Genomic DNA, 16,210 nt, shown 5'->3' with positions numbered 1-16,210 from the left:
GAGGTTTTGGGGTTGGAAGGGCTTGGGTCCTGACCGAAACCTCTTGATCAACCGGGCGGTGGGGTGGGTTGGGGTGGGTGGGTTGGGGGAGAGGGTGGGGTGGGGGAGAGGGTGGGAGGGTGGGGGTTAGGTGGCGGTGCAGGTGGGGGTGGTGGAGGGGGCGGTGCCGGTGCCCTGGAAGCCGAACTCGGTGCTGCCTCCCGCGCCCAGTTGGCCGTTGTAGCTGACGTTGCTGAAGTTGACCGTTCCGGTGCTGCCGCTGGCCTGGGCGTTCCAGGTGCCGGTGACGGCCGTGCCGCCGGGCAGCGTGACGCGTACGGTCCAGCCCCGGATCGCGGCGTTGCCGGCGGTGACCCGGATGGTGGCCACGAAGCCGCCGTTCCAGGTGTTCAGCGACACCGAGGCGGTGCAGGCCGCGTTACCGGGCGGAGGCGGGGTGGTGGTCGGCGGCGGGTTGGTCGGGTTCGGAGTGACGCTGTTCAGCGCGTTGAGCACCGAGTTGTACGCCGGCTTCTTGTTTCCGTTGGCGTCGAACAGCAGCGGGTTCTCCCCACGCCGCCAGGAGTCGTTGTCGCGGACACCCCAGACGGTGATGCCGTTGCACCGGGCCACTGCCAGGCAGGCCCGGGTCACCCGCTCGTAGATGCTGGCCTGGTTGGAGCCCTGCGCGACGTCCAGCTCGGTGATCTGCACGTCGACGCCGAGGTCGGCGAAGCGTTGCAGGTTCGCCTGGTAGTCGCTGGCCAGGCCGGTGCCCAGGTGGGACTGGAAGCCCACGCAGTCGATCGGTACGCCGCGGGATTTGAAGTCGCGCACCATGTTGTAGATGCCGGTGGACTTCGCGTTGATCCCGTCGGTGTTGTAGTCGTTGTAGCAGAGCTTGGCGTTCGGGTCGGCCGTGCGGGCGGTACGGAACGCCACCTCGATCCAGTCGTTGCCGGTGCGTTGCAGGTTCGAGTCCCGCCGCCCGCCGCCACCACCGTCGGCGAACGCCTCGTTCACCACGTCCCAGGAGTGGATCTGCCCCCGGAAGTGGCCGGCCACCCGGTTGATGTGGTTGATCATGGCGTTGCGCAGGGCGGTGCCGGAGAGGTTCTGCGCCCAGCCGGGCTGCTGGGCGTGCCAGACCAGGGCGTGCCCGCGTACCGACATGCCGTTGGCGCGGGCGTGCGCCACCAGCCGGTCCGAGCCGGTGAAGTTGAAGACGTTCTGCTGGGGCTCGGTGGCGTCCCACTTCATCTCGTTCTCGGCCACGATGGAGTTGAACTCGCGGTTGAGAATCGTGGTGTGCTGCGTGTTGGAGAACATGAACGAGCTGGTGGCCGCCCCGAAGTAGCGGCCACTCTGGGCCGCCGCGGCGCCCAGCGTGGTGGCCGCGGCGTTGGCGGCGGGCGCCACCAGGGCGGTCGGGGCGATCAGCGCCACGCCCGCCGCGAGGGTCAACAGGACGGTACGCGGCCGCACCCTCGGGGTGCGGTCGGTTCGGGATCTGCGGATCATGGTTGGAGCCTTTCCGGTGGTGGTTGGTGTGTGGTGCGACGACCCGCGTCGGGCGCCGACGAACTGGTCCGGCGCAGGGCGGAACCAGGCCGGCATCGGGTCACGGCACGCCGGTGCCGGTAATCGGTGGGGTGGACGCGTCGAGTCGCCCGTGGCAGCCGGCTGCCACGAGATGGATCGCTGCTGCCTACCGTCGGGGCGGCCGCCACCAGCGCGGTGACGCGCGGCGCCTCGCGGGTTTGTCGGCCCGGACAGGTCGCCGGTAGGCGGTGGCGGGATCGGCTGGCGTCCCGCGCCGGCCGGACGGACGGCGACCTCGAAAAGGAGCGTGCCCTGTTACTCCTTGGCCAGAAGCTAGCATGTTATCGATAACACGCTCAAGTGATGTCGATGAATCCGCCTGCAGCTGCGGAACCCACCCTGCGCAGCCGGCGGCCCGGCGTCGCGGGCGCCCGAGGACGCTCACGACACCGGGCCGCCGATGATCGTCGCCTCGACGTCCCGGCATCACCGGGGACGTCGGCGGCTGCCCTAGATGAACCGCCAGCGGTGGTCACTGGCACCGTTGTCGTCCCAGATGACGATCTGGGTGCCCTGGCTCGACGAGGCGTTGAGCACGCCGAGGACCCGCCCGCCGTTGGCGCACTGGATCCGGAAGTAGCCGTTGGCGCCGTACCGCAGCCGCCACCGGTGCGCGTTCGAGCCGTTGTCCGCCCACTGCACCACCCGGGCACCGTTGGCGTTGGCGCCGTTCTCCACGCCCAACACCTTGCCGCTGTTCGAGTTGCGTAGCCGCAGGTAACCGCCGCTGTCCACGATCGCGGTCCAGAGGTGGTCGGCGGTGCCGGTGTCACCCCACTGGATCACCAGGCCGCCGTCGGCGGTGGACATGTTCTGGACCCCGAGCACGAGACCGGTGGCCAGGTTCTGGATCCGGCGTGCCCCGTTGGGGACGAACCGCCACTGGTTGTCGGGCGTGCCGTTGTCGGGGTCCTGCACCACCCGGGCGCCCTGTGCGGTGGAGCCGTTCAGTACGCCCAGCAGCTTGCTGCTGTTGCCGTTGCGGAGCTTGTGCGAGCCGTCACCGACGTCCACGATGGTCCAGCGGTGGTCGGCCGTGCCGGTGTCCGACCATTGCAGGACCTGCGCGTTGTCGGCGGTCGACATGTTCTGTACGCCGAGCACCTTGCCGCTGTTGGCGTTGCGCAGGCGGACCGCACTGCCGTCCACCACCAGTTGCCAGTCGTGGTCGGCGGTGCCGTTGTCGGCCCACTGCAATGCCGGGGCGCCGTCGGCGGTGGACATGTTCTCGATGCCGAGCACCAGGCCGCTGGCGGCGTTGACCAGCCGGAAGGTGGCCCCGGCCGGACCGGAGGAGCCGCCGCTGCTCCAGTAGACGGTGTAGTTGTGGCCGTGCGCGTCGTAGAACGGGAGCAGGTTGACCTGGGCGCCGTTGGCGGTGGCGGTGAAGGTGAGCGCCGAGGTGCTGGTGCGGGTGACCGAGGCGGTGGCCAGCGCGGGCAGCGCCGACAGCGCGGTGTTTCCGTAGTTGCCGGAGAGCACCGCCGGGCCGTACGTGAGCGCCACGACGCTCGGGTTGTCGTTCGCCGGCTCCACGATGACCCGCATCGGCAGCCGTACGGTCACCGTGTCGCCGGAGGTCCAGGAGCGGGTCAGGGTGGCGTACGTGCCGGGGGTGGTGGCGATGTTCTGCGCCGTGCCGTTGACGCTGACCGTGGCGCCCTGGGTCCAGCTCGGGATGCGGATCCGCATCGTCCACGAACCGCCGACGCTGCCGGTGACGGTGAGCGTGCTGGTGTCGCTGGCCGGGTAGCTGGTCGACTGGGTGACCGTGATGCCGCGCTGCGACCAGTTCAGCACCGACGGCATGAACAGGTTCACCGTCAACGTGCTGCCGTTGTGGAAGTAGATCGAGTCCATCAGGGTGGTGTTGTTCTCCAGCCCGGTGCCCTGGCAGCACCAGAAGGAGTTGTAGTCGGTGCTCCAGGTGCCGCCACCCCAGGCCGGTCCCACGCCGCGCCGGCCGCCCGGTTGCAGCGGCGTGAAGTAGGTGATGTGGCCGTGGTTGTCGGCCGGGTTCTGCGCGCCGACGAGGTGGTTGAGCAGCGCCCGCTCGTAGAAGTCGAAGTACGCGACCCGGTTCGGGTCGAGCAGCCACAGTTCCCGGGTCAGCTTGAGCATGTTGTACGTGTTGCAGTGCTCGCAGGTGTCGTTGCGCAGGTACCCGGAGATGGCGTTCGCGGCCCGGAAGTGCTCGGCCTGGCTGTTGCCGCCGATGGCGTACGTGCGGGTGTCGACGGTGAGGTTCCAGGCGTTGCTGGCGATGTCGCGGTAGCGGGTGGTGCCGGTGGCCTTGAACTCGCGGGCCGCGCCGATCCACTTCGGGATCTGGGTGTTGGCGTGCAGACCGTTGAGTTGATCCTGGTTGGCGGCGAGCGGGTTGAACACGGCGGCATGGTCGAACCGCTGGGCGGCGGTCAGCCAGCGGGCGGTGCCGGTCTGCTGGTACAGGTCGGTCAGCACCGCGTTCATGCCGCCGAACTCGGTGCCCAGCATGGCCTGCATCTGCGCCGAGGTGAGCCGGCCGGTACGCCAGTCGACCCAGCCGGCCAGCGCCAGCAGGACGTCCCGGGCCTGGGTGTTGCCGATGTGCCGCCACACGTCGAGCAGGCCGACGAGGGTCTTGTGGATGGTGTAGTACGGCACGTTGCCGTTGTTCAGCGTCCGGGCCTCGACGGCGGTGAAGTCGGACTCGGGGTAGCCGCACAGGTATCCGGTGTTGAATCCGGCGGCGGCGTTGTTGGCCTGGCACTTGGCCAGCTCGGCCACCATGTAGTTGGCCTTGTCCCGGCAGGTGGTGTCGCCGAGTACGGCCCACATGTGTGACCAGGCGGTCAGGAAGTGCCCCTGGGAGTGGGTGCGGAACGGGAAGCTGGGTGCCTCCCAGCCGCCGAGCGCCGCGGCGCCACCGGTGGCCAGGCGGTGGTTGGCGCGGAAGTTGTAGAGCAGCCGGTCCACGTCGACGAAGCGCAGGTAGTTCAGGGTGCGGTTCTGGTTGTCCAGCCACCGGCTGGCGGTCAGTCGCACCTGGCCCATGTCGAAGGCGTACGCGGAGACGCCGAGGTCGGGTCGGACCGGCGGGATCGCCGCGCTGGCGGTGCCGCCGCGCAGGGCGGGGCCGACCGCGGTGGCGAGGGCAGCCGCGCCAGCGGCCTGGAGCACGTGCCGACGGTTGAGGGACGGGTAGGGCATCACGGCCTCCGAGTTGCGTACGGGGAAGGCCGGGGCGGGCGGTCCCACGGTCGTGGTGGGCCGGCTGCGGGACCGGATGCGGGCACGACCGCGCACCGGGACCGCCACGCCCCGGCGTGCGTGGCGCCGGAGGGGACGGTGTTGCCACGCGGGTGGGGGTACGGCAGACCGGGTGGGCGGTGTGTCCGTCGCCCACCCGGGTTGGCCGGGGCGGTGCGCCGCCCCGGCCGGGTGGATCGTTACGAGGTGACCCGGAAGGTGGCGTCCTGCCGGTCGCTGGCGCTGGAGGAGGAGCTGAGCGGGTCGATGCGCAGGACGTAACCGGCGTGCCGCAGGTAGTACGTGGGGAAGTTGTACGACCGGAACGACGACCAGGCACTGTCGGCCAGCCCGGCGGTGCGGTAGAAGGTGGCGTCGGCGCGGAAGGTGGCGCTGTTGTCGTTGGCGGCCAGCCGCGCCACGTAGCCGTTGTGCCGCAGGAAGCTGCCGGGCACGTTCACCGACTCGAACGAGACTCCGGCCGAGTCGGCGAGGCCGGGCACCATCCGCCACATCTGGTCGCGGTGCGGGTCGAACGGGTACGGGTCGATGCGGATCGCGCCGTTGAGGTGCCGGACGAAGTAGTCGGGGAAGTTGGACGACTTCAGCCGTACCCAGTTCGGCAGGCCCCAGCGGGTGACCACCGCGTTGTACTCGGCCTCGGTGATGCCGACGATCGAGCCGTGCTTGGAGTTCAGCGGCGGGGTGTAGTCGCGCTGGTTGAGCACCGACCACGAGTTGCCGCCGATGTTGTTCGTACCCCAGAGGTAGAAGTCGTTGTTGACCGGGCTGAACGAGTCGCCCCACAGCCACCAGCCCGACCCGTCGTTGCGCTTGAGCAGGTGGGCACCCTCGATCGCGTTGCCCTGCCGCAGCCCGCTGGTGTAGGTGGTGAAGCTGTTCGGCGCGCCGGTGTTCGAGCGGGCGCCGTAGAGGTTCCCGTTGGCCAGGTTCTTGTAGTACATGTACGTCACGCCACCGTCGACGTGGATGTCCGCGTCGAGGACCGGGAAGCCCGGGCTGAAGTAGGTCTGCGGGGCGCTGACGGTGCGGAAGTCGCTGGTGTAGTTGACCAGGAACAGGTCCGTGGTGGTGTTGGCCGAGTAGACGATGGCGTACTGGCCGCGCCCGGCGTCCCAGAACACCGTCGGCGCCCAGGTGTGCACGTTGTTGTAGGTGTGCATCTGGATGCGCCGGTAACCGGTGAAGCTGGTCAGGTTGGTCGAGTCGTAGACGTGCAGGTACTGGCTGTTGCGGCCGAAGTTGAGGCCGTACAGGTCGGTGGCGACCACCACGAACGTGCCGTCCTGCTTGCGGAAGATGAACGGGTCCCGTAGGCCGAGGTCACCGGCGGTCGGGGTGACCACCGGGTTGTTCTGGTTCAGCGGCGACCAGTTCAGACCGTCCCGGCTGACCGCGAGGTGCAGGCCGTAGTTGGCCGCCGACTGGTTCGGTGACTCGGTGAAGTAGGTCTTGAGGTACGCGGTGTAGGTGGCTGCCGATGCGGCCTGCGGGTTGATCGCCAGGCCGGTGGCGGTGAGCCCGGCGGTGGCGACCGCGCCCAGGGTGAATGCTCGTCGACTCAGGGCCATCGTGCTGACCTCTCTGGGGTGGTGGGACGGGGGTGACTCCCGCACGCCAAGGGGCTGGGGACGGCCCTTGAGCCAGGGAACGGCCGGCGGGCAGGAGGTGTCGCCGCGGTGGGTGGTGGGGCTCGGGGCCCTCGGCGGGGCGTCGGAGACGGCGGCACCGCAGGCGACCCACGACGCCCGGACCGGGCATTGTGTGCGGCCCGTGGCGGTGGACGGCCCTGCCCGTCTCGACGGGCCGAGATTCCGAAGTGTTATGCGCCAATGTCGATGTTATCGCTAACATAGCGGTTCTGTTAACAGGTGCGCAAGCCTCAGGTTTCCGGCGGGCGCGGGGACGAAATCCGTTCGCAATACCCCCCTGCCGCTCACCCTGCGCGGCGGCCGGGCATCGTACGGCGGCTCGGCCGGTCGTCCCGGCTGCTTGCCGCCTTTCGCGTACGGCATACCGGTTTGACGGTTTTTGTGGCTATATCGCCCCACTGGTGAAACCCGCTCAATACGCTCCTGGACTACCGAACCCACGGAGATGCGTGAGACACGATGACGGACGCCGACACCATCGTCCTGCCCCGACTCGGGTCGCCGGAGGCCACCGAGGACCCCTGGGGTGAAGGCCACGGCGAGGCATCGGGCGAGCTGGCGGACGCCACCGGCCGCTGGCGGCTCGCCGTCTGGCTGGTGCCAGCCCTGCTGATGAGCGTGCTCGGCGTCGTGCGGGCCGGCGTACCCGGGCTGGGCATGGCGGAGCTCGCGACCTGGGGCGGGGTCGCCTCGCCCTGGCGGGACACCCTCTCGACGCTCCGTTGGGACGACGCCGCGCCGTACCACCTGCTGGTGCGGGCGTGGGCGGAGCTGTTCGGCACCTCCGACCTGGCGCTGCGCGGACCCTCCGTGCTCGCCATGGCCATCGCGGCGGCGCTCGTGGCGGTGATGGCCGCCCGGATGTTCGCGCCCGGCACCGGGATCCTGGCCGGCGTCCTGTTCGCCCTGCTGCCGACGTCCGCCCGGTACGCGCAGGAGGCCCAGCCGTACGCGCTCACCCTGCTGGCCGCGGTGCTCGCCACCTGGCTGCTCCAGTCGGCCGTGGACCGGCCGAGACTCTGGCGCTTCGGGCTCTACGCCGCCACGGTGGCGTTGCTGGGTCTGTGCAACGTGGTCGCGCTCCTGCTGCTGGTCGGCCACGGCTGGACCGTGCTCGCCTTCCGGCGCCCGGCGGCGCTCCGCTGGCTGGCCGCCGCGCTCGTCGGCGCGCTACCGGCGGCCGGCCTGCTCTGGCCCGCCACGCAGTCGGGCGTACGACTCGCGCAGGCGGCGCATCCGAGCCTGAGCGCGCTGGCCGCGACGCCGGGGACGTTGTTCGGCGTCACCGCGCTGGGCGTGGTGCTGCTGGTGCTGGCGCTGCTCAGCCTGCCGCTGCGCTATCCCGCCGCGGTGTTCACCGCCTGGGCGGTCGTGCCGCCGCTGGTCCTCCTGCTCGTCGCGCAGGCGGCGCCGATCTGGCGGCCGGAGTTCATGCTCTTCACGTTGCCGGCCTGGGCGACGCTCGGCGCGGCCGCGCTCGCCCGGGTGCGCGTCCGCTGGTCGGCGGGGGTGCTGGTGGCGATAGCCGTGCTCGGCACGCCGACGCAGCTCGCCGTCCGGTCGCCCGACGGGCACCAGCAGGCCACCCGGCAACTGGCGGAGATCATCGAGGGCCGGTTGCAACCCGGCGACGGCGTCGTCTACGCCACGGCCGGTCGGGAGGCCGCATCGGTCGCCCGCAACGTGGTGGCGCACTACCTGCCCGCCGACCGCCGCCCCAGGGACGTGCTCGCCACCGGGCCGCGACGCGTCGACGGGCGCCGGCCGGTCGTCGAGTGTGCGGACGTCGCCGGGTGCCTGGGGGACACCCGACGGCTGTGGGTCGTCCGTCTCGACGAGCAGGTGGATCCGGTGCAGGCGGTCGGCGGCGTGAAGGAGCAACTGCTGCGAACGCGATATCGGGTGGCCCAGGTGTGGCGTCCGGCAGGGCTCACCCTGGCCCTGCTGGTGGACGAGCGAACGGATCTGTAGCCCGTTGGGGGCCGGGCTGGGTATTTGAGTTTTTTGCCCATATTTGTCCCCTTAACATCAGTGGTAGCCGTGTTCGTGGCGAGCAGGAAATCCTTGGGGGGCAACGTGGGCGTCGCGACCGATACGCGCGTGTCTCGGGACCCGGCGGAGCGGCCGCCCGGTGGCGGGGCCGCGAGGAGCGATCCGGTGCGGCCGTCACCCGCCCGACGCCCCGACCGTCGCCAGCTCAACATCAGGGCCCGCCTCGCGTACGCCCGCTGCGGGGCGAGCGCCGGACCGCTCGTCGCGCCGCGACATCCGCAGGCGGCGGTCGAGTTCCGCGCCGTGCTGTCGCCCGCCGCGCGGCTCGTACTGACCCTGCTCGTCCTGGTCAACAGTGCGGCCGGACTGCTGCTCGTCGGCTGGCTGCTGCTGCCCGAGCACGTACCCGGCTCCGGCGTGACCGGGCTCGGCGACTGGCAGACCGCCGTGGCCCGGCTCGGCTTCTGTGTGATCGTCGGCGTCGAACTGATCCGCCTCGCGCAGAACATGGTCGTCTGGGTGTTCGCGTACCACGCCAAGGATCCCGTCCCGGTCGATCCTCCGGTCGGCCTGCGGGTGGCCCTGCTGACCACGATCGTGCCGAGCAAGGAGCCGATCGACGTCGCCGAGCGGACCCTGCGGCGGATGCGGCAGATCGTCTACTGCGGGCAGGTCGATGTCTGGATCCTCGACGAGGGTGACGATCCGGCGGTGAAGGAGATGGCCGCGCGGCTCGGCGTACGCCACTTCAGCCGCAAGGGACGACCGGAGTACAACCAACCCGGCGGGGAGTTCCGGGCCCGGACGAAGTCCGGCAACCACAACGCCTGGCGGGCCGAGCACGAGCAGCACTACGACGTGGTCGCCAACGTCGATCCGGACCACGTGCCGCTGGCGAACTTCCTGGAGCGTACGCTCGGCTACTTCCGCGACCCGGACGTCGCCTTCGTGGTGACGCCCCAGGTCTACGGCAACATGCACCAGAACCTGGTCGCGCACGGCGCGTCGGTCCAGCAGTACCTCTACAACGGACTGATCGCCCGTGGTGGCAACGGCCTGGACGCCCCACTGCTCACCGGCACCGGCCACCTGTACCGGCCGGCCGCGTGGCGCAGTATCGGCGGCTACCAGGACTCGATCATCGAGGACCACCTGACCAGCATCCGGATCCACGCCGCGGTCAACCCGGAGACCGGCAACCAGTGGAAGGGCGTCTACACCCCCGACGTGGTGGCCATCGGGGAGGGCCCGACCTCGTGGGCGGACTACTTCAACCAGCAGAAACGGTGGGCGGCGGGCATCTGCGAGATCCTGGTCCGACCCGAGTTGCGGGCCCCGCGCGAACTGCGGTCCCGACGACGCTGGCACTACCGGCTGCTCCAGTTCTACTACCCGAGCGTCGCGGTCAGCCTGCTGCTGGGCAACTTCGCCACCGCCGCGTACCTGCTCACCGGGGTGAGCGCCGCCCGGCTCGACATCGCCGTCTGGTCGGTGCTGTGGAGCGCCACCATCTGCACCTGGTCCGCGCTCTGGCTCTGGCTGCGTCGGTTCAACATCGCGCCGCACGAGCGGGAGGAGATCGGCCTGGTCGGCATGGCGCTGGCGCTGTTCGCCGGCCCGATCTACGTGGCCGCCGCCGTCGGTGCGCTGCTGCGCCGCAAGCTCGGGTTCGTGGTGACCGCCAAGGGCAGGCTGCGGACCAGCGAGTCGCTCGGTGCCTTCCGGCTGCACCTGTGCTGGGCGGCCTTCGCCGCCGGCCTGCTCGCCGTGAGCTTCGTGCTGGACCACGGCCGTACGCCGTTGCGGATATGGCCGGCCCTGACCCTCCTGACCGGCCTCGGTCCACCGCTGATCGCGTGCCTGTCGGCGCTCCGGGCCCGGGGCGCGCACCGCGCCGATCCGACCGGACGCCGAGGCCGGGGCCGGCGCGATCAGTCGAGCGCCCGCCATCGCGCCGTCGTCGCCCAGCCCGCCCGGGCGACGGCACCGGTGGTCGCCTCCCGGGAGGCGACATGGCACGGCTGACCCTGCCTCGGGTGGCCATGTCGCTGGTCGGCGCGCTGCTGCTGGCGTACGCCTTCGCCATCGCGCCGGGCGCCGGGGGATCGCCACCGGCGCCGTCGGACCGGGTGGCGGTACGCGACCCCAGCCCGCCGCCGTCCCCGAGCCCGTCGTCGCCCGCGCCGTCGCCGGAGGTGTTTCCCCCGGCGGAGAAGGTCTTCATCGGCATCGCGACCAAGGAGGGACCGCACGACTTCACCCCCGTGGAAGCCTTCACCACGACGGCGAAGTACCACCCGCAGGTCATGCTCTTCGGGTCCGGCTGGGCGACCGACACCTTCGACCGGTCGCTGTTCGACGCGATCAGCGACCGGGGCATGCTGCCGATGCTGGCCTGGGAACCATGGGACTACCGGTTGGACGAGGAGGCCCGCGAGAAGGGCGCGGCGCGTGGCACGATCGACCGGCTCCGCTCCCGGCAGCCCGACTACCGGCTGTCCCACATCACGCGCGGCGACTTCGACGACTACCTGCGCTCCTGGGCCGAGGGGATCAAGGCGCTCGACTACCCGGTGGCCATCCGGTTCGCGCACGAGATGAACGGCAACTGGTACCCGTGGTGCGAGACCGCCAACGGCAACCGGCCGGGCGACTACGTACGGGCCTGGCGCCACGTGCACGATCTGTTCGAGTCCGCCGGAGCGACCAACGTGATCTGGGTGTGGAGCCCGAACGCCAGGTGGGACGGCTCGACCCCGAAACTCGAAACGCTCTACCCCGGCCACGACTACGTCGACTGGATCGGCATCTCGGGCTACTACGGCATGGGCGCCTTCTCGAAGTACCGGTCCTTCGACGCGATCTTCAAGGAGACCATCGGAGAGATCCGCGCCTTCAGCGCCAAACCGATCGTCATCACCGAGACCGCGGCCTCCGACATCGCCGGCCGCAAGGCCGAGTGGATCACCGAGACGTTCCGGTTGCTACCCGAGCACGCGGGCATCATCGGGCTCATCTGGTTCGAGGTGAACAAGGAACGGGACTGGCGGATCGTCAGCTCCCCGGCCGTCTCGGCGGCCTTCGCCCGGGCCGTGGCCGACCCGCGCTACCAGTTCACCTGGTCACCCGGGTTGCTCCCGCGCACCGAACTGGCCGACTGACACCCACGCGTATCGACCTGTCCCGCTGACGCCCGCTCCTGCCGAGCTGGCCGGCCGAGGTCCGCTCCTGCGCCCGTCTGCCCGTCTGCCGAACTGCCTGGCTGGTTCGGCTGCCTTCCTTCCTGCCGGGATGCCTGCCTGCCGGGCTTCCCGCCTGGTCGCTCCCGGGACCGGGCTTGACCCTCGACCGGGTCGAGGCCGGACAGTGCCGGGCGCGAGACACCGACCGGCGCCGCCCACCGGCACCGGCGGGCGTGATCCGGTGAGCGGGAGGAACCGTGGCAGCGACATCGACCGGCCGTGCGACATCGTCCGGTGGGGCGACATCCGCCGGCAGTGCGGCGTTGGCCGGCAGTGCGACGTTGGCCGGCAGTGCGACGTCGGCCGGCAGTGCGACGTTGGCCGGCAGTGCGACGTTGGCCGGCAGTGCGACGTCGGCCGACAGTGCGACGTTGGCCGGCAGTGCGACGGCGGTGCCGGGTGGGTACTGGGCGTGGCTGGGCGGGACGGCGCTGTCCCTGATCGGTGTCCAGGCCATGGCGTTCGCGATGGCCTGGGTGGCGGCCGGACAGGGCGGCGGCTTCGCCGCCCTGGTGCTCACCGCGATCAACCTGCCTCGCGTCCTGCTGTTGCTGGTCGGTGGGGCGGTGGCCGACCGGGTCGGGCCCTGGCCCGTCATGATCGTCTCGGTCGCCGTGATGGTGGTGGTCGCCGTGGCGTCGGCCCTCGCCGTCTGGTCGGTGACCGACCCGCGACTGCCGCTGCTGCTCACCGCCCTGGCCATCGGGATCGTGGACGCCTTCCATCTGCCGAGCACCGGCTCGATGCCCCGGCGGCTGGTGCCACCGGCGGCCCTGGCCCGTGCGATGTCGGCCCGGCACCTGGCCGGCCAACTGGCGTTGTTCGCCGGGCCGGCGGCGGGCAGCCTGATCCTCGCCGCCGCCGGGCTCGCCGTGGTGGCCCTGGCCAACGCGGCGAGCTTCCTGGTGCTGCTGTGGGTGCTGCTCGCCCTGCTGCCCCGGGCCAGACCGCAGATCAAGCCGACCCCGGCAGGCCGGCAGGCCGAGTGCCCCCCGACCGGGCAGCCGGGTGTGCTCACCCCGGCAGGACAGCAGGTCAAGCCCACCCTGACAGGACACCTGGCCAAGCCCACCCTGACAGGACACCTGGCCGAGCCCACCCTGACAGGACAGCGGGGCGGCGCGTCGCGGGGTGTGGCGGCGCGTCGGGCGGAGCCGCTGTGGCGGGCCCCGCTCGACGGGCTGCGGGTCGCCTGGTCGCATCCCGTACTGCGGGCGACACTGCTGTTGACCGGCGTGGCCGCCGGGTTTCTGCTGCCGGTGACCACGCTGCTCGTACCGTTGCTGGCTCGTCAGCGGACGTGGTCGCCGCAGGCTGCCGGCGTGGTCGTCGCCGCGGTGGCGCTGGGCACCGCCACCGTCGCGGTGGCGGTGCTGATCCGGGGGGCGCTGCCCCGGCCGGGTGCGGTGGCCGCCGCCGGTCTGCTGGTGGCCGCCGGTGGCGTGGTCGGGCTGGCCGGTGGCGGCACGCCCACCTGGGCGGCCGTGGCCGGGTTGGCGGTCGGCGCCGGATCGGGCGTCTTCGCCACCCACGTCGGCCCGCTGATCCTGGCGGCCACGCCGGCCACCCACCTGGCCCGGGTGCAGTCGGTGCTCGTACTCGTGCAGAGCCTGCCGTTGCTGCTGACCACCAACGTGCTCGGCTCGTTCGCCGAGGCCACCCGGGCCTCGACCGTGCTGTACGGCTGTGCCGCCGCGCTGGGCACGGCCGGACTGGTGGCGCTGGCCTCGCCGATCCTGCGCCGCCGATCCGACTGACCGCCGACCCTGCGCCGCCGATCTGGCTGACCGCCGACCCTGCGGCGCCGATCCGGCTGACCGCCGATCCTGCGGCGCCGATCCGACGGGCCGTCGGTCTACCGGACGCGGGAATGCCTGACTAAAGTCAGTAATCATGGATCGTGGACTTGTCGACGTGGTGCGACGCTTCAACCGCTCGGTCACCCAGCGCGTCGGCGCCCTGGACGATGGTTACCTCTCCCGCGACCGGCCGCTGGCCCAGTCGCGGCTGCTCTGGGAGATCGGCCCGGTCGGCGCTGAGGTCGCGGCCGTGCGGACCCGGCTGGATCTCGACGCCGGCTACCTCAGCCGGCTGCTGCGGACCCTGGAGAGCGCAGGGCTGATCGTGGTGGGCCCCGGCGCCGGCGACGGCCGGGTGCGGACCGCCCGGCTCACCGAGGCCGGTCGGGCGGAGTGGGCGGTGCTCGACCGCAAGTCCGACGAGCTGGCCTGGTCGGTGCTCGAACCGCTCACCGACGGTCAGCGCAGTCGGCTCACCTCCGCCATGGCCGAGGTCGAGCGGCTGCTGATGGCATCGCTGGTCACCATCGAGCCCTGCCATCCCGGCGAACCCCGGGCGCGGGCCTGCCTGCGGGCGTACGTGCGGGAACTCGCCGCGCGGTTCGACGCCGGCTTCGACCCCGGCGGCAGCAGCGTCGACGACCACGAACTCGTGCCCCCGGCCGGGCTGTTCCTGGTCGCGACCGTGGCGACCGAGCCGGTGGGTTGCGGCGCGCTGCGGTTGTGCCCCGGCGAGCCCGCCGAGATCAAGCGCCTCTGGGTGTCCGATTCGGTGCGTGGACTCGGGGTCGGTCGCCGCCTGCTGGGTGAACTGGAACGCCGTGCGGTGGCCGCCGGCGCCGACCTCGTCCGGCTGGACACCAACCGCAACCTGACCGAGGCGATTCGGCTGTACCGCAACTCCGGCTACCACGAGATCCCGGCCTACAACAGCAACCCGTACGCCCACCACTGGTTCGCCAAGCCGCTAGCCTGACCACCTTTCCGCCACTGTCGCCGGGAGTTCGCCGTGACCACACACGAGGTGTTCAACCAGGTGCCGCCGCTGGTCGGTCACGACACCGCCGACGACCCGGCGCTGCTGGACGGGCTGGCCCGCGAGGGCGCCGGCTGGGCCGTCGGGCAGGTACGTGAACTCGGCCGGCTCGCCGGCGGTGCACCGGCCATCGAACACGGCCGACTGGCCAACGAACACCCGCCGGTGCTGCGTACCCACGACCGCTACGGTCACCGGGTCGACGAGGTGGAGTTCCACCCGTCCTGGCACGAGCTGATGCGTACCGCCGTCGAGCACGGCCTGCACGCCGCACCCTGGGCCGACGACCGACCCGGCGCGCACGTGGCCCGCGCCGCGAAGTTCTACACCTGGCGTCCCGACGCCGGGCACGGCTGCCCGATCTCGATGACCTACGCGGCGGTGCCGGCGCTGCGGCACGCACCGGACCTGGCCGCCGGCTACGAACCGCTGCTGACCGCCCGGACGTACGACTTCGGGCTGCGCCCGCCGCTGACCAAGCGGGGGCTGCTGGCGGGGATGTCGATGACGGAGAAGCAGGGCGGCTCCGACGTACGGGCCAACACCACCGTCGCACGCCCACAGCCCGACGGTAGCTACCGGTTGGTCGGGCACAAGTGGTTCACCTCCGCGCCGATGTGCGACCTGTTCCTCACCCTGGCCCAGGCACCCGACGGGCTCACCTGTTTCCTGGTCCCACGGGTGCTGCCCGACGGCACCCGCAACCCGATGCGCCTGATGCGCCTCAAGGACAAGCTCGGCAACCGCTCCAACGCCTCCGCCGAGGTCGAGTACGAGGACGCGGTGGCCTGGCGGGTCGGCGACGAGGGCCGGGGCGTACGCACCATCATCGACATGGTCAACCTGACCCGTCTCGACTGCGTCATCGGTGCGGCGGCCGGCATGCGCCAGGGCCTGATCACCGCCGCGCACCACGCCGCGCACCGCAGTGCCTTCGGCCGGTACCTGGTCGACCAGCCGCTCATGCGCAACGTCCTGGCCGACCTGGCGGTGGAGTCCGAGGCCGCCACGGTGCTGATGATGCGGCTGGCCGGCGCCACCGACCGGGCGGCCCGGGGCGACGCGACCGAGGCCGCGTTCAAGCGGATCGCCCTGGCCGTCGGCAAGTACTGGGTCTGCAAGCGCTGGCCGGGGCACGCCGCCGAGGCGCTGGAGTGCCTGGGCGGCAACGGGTACGTCGAGGAATCCGGCATGCCCCGGCTGTTCCGCGAGTCGCCGCTGAACTCCATCTGGGAGGGTTCGGGCAACGTGGCCGCGCTGGACGTGCTGCGGGCGCTCGCCGGCCAGCCCGAGGTGGCGGCGGCGTTCCGCGCCGAGCTGGCCGCCGCGGCCGGCGCCGACCCGCGACTGGACGCCGCGGTACGCCAGGTCGAGGCGGACCTCGCCGACCCCACCGACCGTGAGGTACGCGCCCGGCGGCTGGTGGAGCAGTTGGCCCTGGTGTTGCAGGGCGCGCTGCTGGTGCGCCACGGCCATCCGGCCGTGGCCGACGCCTTCTGCGCCTCCCGGCTCGCCGGGGACCGGGGCCACGCGTACGGCACCCTGCCGACCGGCGTCGACTTCACCGCGATCCTCGCCCGTTCCACCCCCACGCTGACCTGATCTCGCACCCTCTGGATCTTGGTTGGATACCGCCCCTCGGAGGGCGTTCGTCGT

The 16,210-nt window shown here is 71.4% G+C and carries 9 protein-coding genes; 6 read left to right on the top strand and 3 right to left on the bottom strand.

Translation table 11 applies throughout. From position 1 onward, the window contains the following. Positions 1-126: 126 nt before the first annotated feature. From E0H26_RS01780 to E0H26_RS01770, 3 genes are all read right to left on the bottom strand, one after another. Positions 127-1,500, bottom strand: a complete 1,374-nt coding sequence (locus E0H26_RS01780; protein ID WP_131300029.1) for a glycoside hydrolase family 10 protein — start codon at positions 1,498-1,500, stop codon at positions 127-129. A gap of 531 nt (positions 1,501-2,031) precedes the next feature. Further along, a complete protein-coding gene (locus E0H26_RS01775) occupies positions 2,032-4,773 on the bottom strand; it encodes a beta-L-arabinofuranosidase domain-containing protein (protein ID WP_131300026.1) in 2,742 nt (913 codons plus the stop codon). A gap of 239 nt (positions 4,774-5,012) precedes the next feature. Then, entirely contained in the window at positions 5,013-6,404 is a 1,392-nt protein-coding gene (locus E0H26_RS01770; protein WP_131300024.1) for a glycoside hydrolase family 43 protein, read from the bottom strand. Between the two features lie 540 nt (positions 6,405-6,944). On the opposite strand from E0H26_RS01770, the gene E0H26_RS01765 reads away from it, so the two are divergent. From E0H26_RS01765 to E0H26_RS01740, 6 genes are all read left to right on the top strand, one after another. Then, positions 6,945-8,456, top strand: coding sequence for a glycosyltransferase family 39 protein (locus E0H26_RS01765; protein ID WP_206024798.1), 1,512 nt, complete (start codon positions 6,945-6,947; stop codon positions 8,454-8,456). 186 nt (positions 8,457-8,642) lie between these two features. After that, entirely contained in the window at positions 8,643-10,502 is a 1,860-nt protein-coding gene (locus E0H26_RS01760) for a glycosyltransferase family 2 protein (protein ID WP_240741960.1), read from the top strand. After that, complete coding sequence (locus E0H26_RS01755; protein ID WP_131300019.1) at positions 10,490-11,638, top strand: glycoside hydrolase family 26 protein; 1,149 nt, start codon at positions 10,490-10,492, stop codon at positions 11,636-11,638. Before E0H26_RS01760 ends, E0H26_RS01755 begins: the two co-directional genes overlap by 13 nt. 278 nt (positions 11,639-11,916) lie before the next feature. Continuing rightward, positions 11,917-13,476 carry an MFS transporter gene (locus E0H26_RS01750; RefSeq protein WP_240741959.1) on the top strand — a complete coding sequence of 520 codons (1,560 nt, stop codon included), beginning with the start codon at positions 11,917-11,919 and terminating at the stop codon, positions 13,474-13,476. 136 nt (positions 13,477-13,612) lie between these two features. Then, complete coding sequence (locus E0H26_RS01745; RefSeq protein ID WP_131300016.1) at positions 13,613-14,494, top strand: bifunctional helix-turn-helix transcriptional regulator/GNAT family N-acetyltransferase; 882 nt, start codon at positions 13,613-13,615, stop codon at positions 14,492-14,494. A gap of 33 nt (positions 14,495-14,527) precedes the next feature. Then, entirely contained in the window at positions 14,528-16,156 is a 1,629-nt protein-coding gene (locus E0H26_RS01740) for an isovaleryl-CoA dehydrogenase (protein ID WP_131300013.1), read from the top strand. Positions 16,157-16,210 lie beyond the last annotated feature (54 nt).

This window comes from Micromonospora zingiberis (assembly GCF_004331455.1).
GTDB lineage: Bacteria > Actinomycetota > Actinomycetes > Mycobacteriales > Micromonosporaceae > Micromonospora > Micromonospora zingiberis.
The sequence above is the reverse complement of the archived record's forward strand: the minus strand, read 5'-3'. Positions and strand labels throughout refer to the sequence as shown.

Coding starts and splice junctions, on each gene's coding strand:
- E0H26_RS01780 (WP_131300029.1), bottom strand. CDS start 1,500: ATGATCCGCAGATCCCGAACCGACCGCACCCCGAGGGTGCGGCCGCGT.
- E0H26_RS01775 (WP_131300026.1), bottom strand. CDS start 4,773: ATGCCCTACCCGTCCCTCAACCGTCGGCACGTGCTCCAGGCCGCTGGC.
- E0H26_RS01770 (WP_131300024.1), bottom strand. CDS start 6,404: ATGGCCCTGAGTCGACGAGCATTCACCCTGGGCGCGGTCGCCACCGCC.
- E0H26_RS01765 (WP_206024798.1), top strand. CDS start 6,945: ATGACGGACGCCGACACCATCGTCCTGCCCCGACTCGGGTCGCCGGAG.
- E0H26_RS01755 (WP_131300019.1), top strand. CDS start 10,490: ATGGCACGGCTGACCCTGCCTCGGGTGGCCATGTCGCTGGTCGGCGCG.
- E0H26_RS01745 (WP_131300016.1), top strand. CDS start 13,613: ATGGATCGTGGACTTGTCGACGTGGTGCGACGCTTCAACCGCTCGGTC.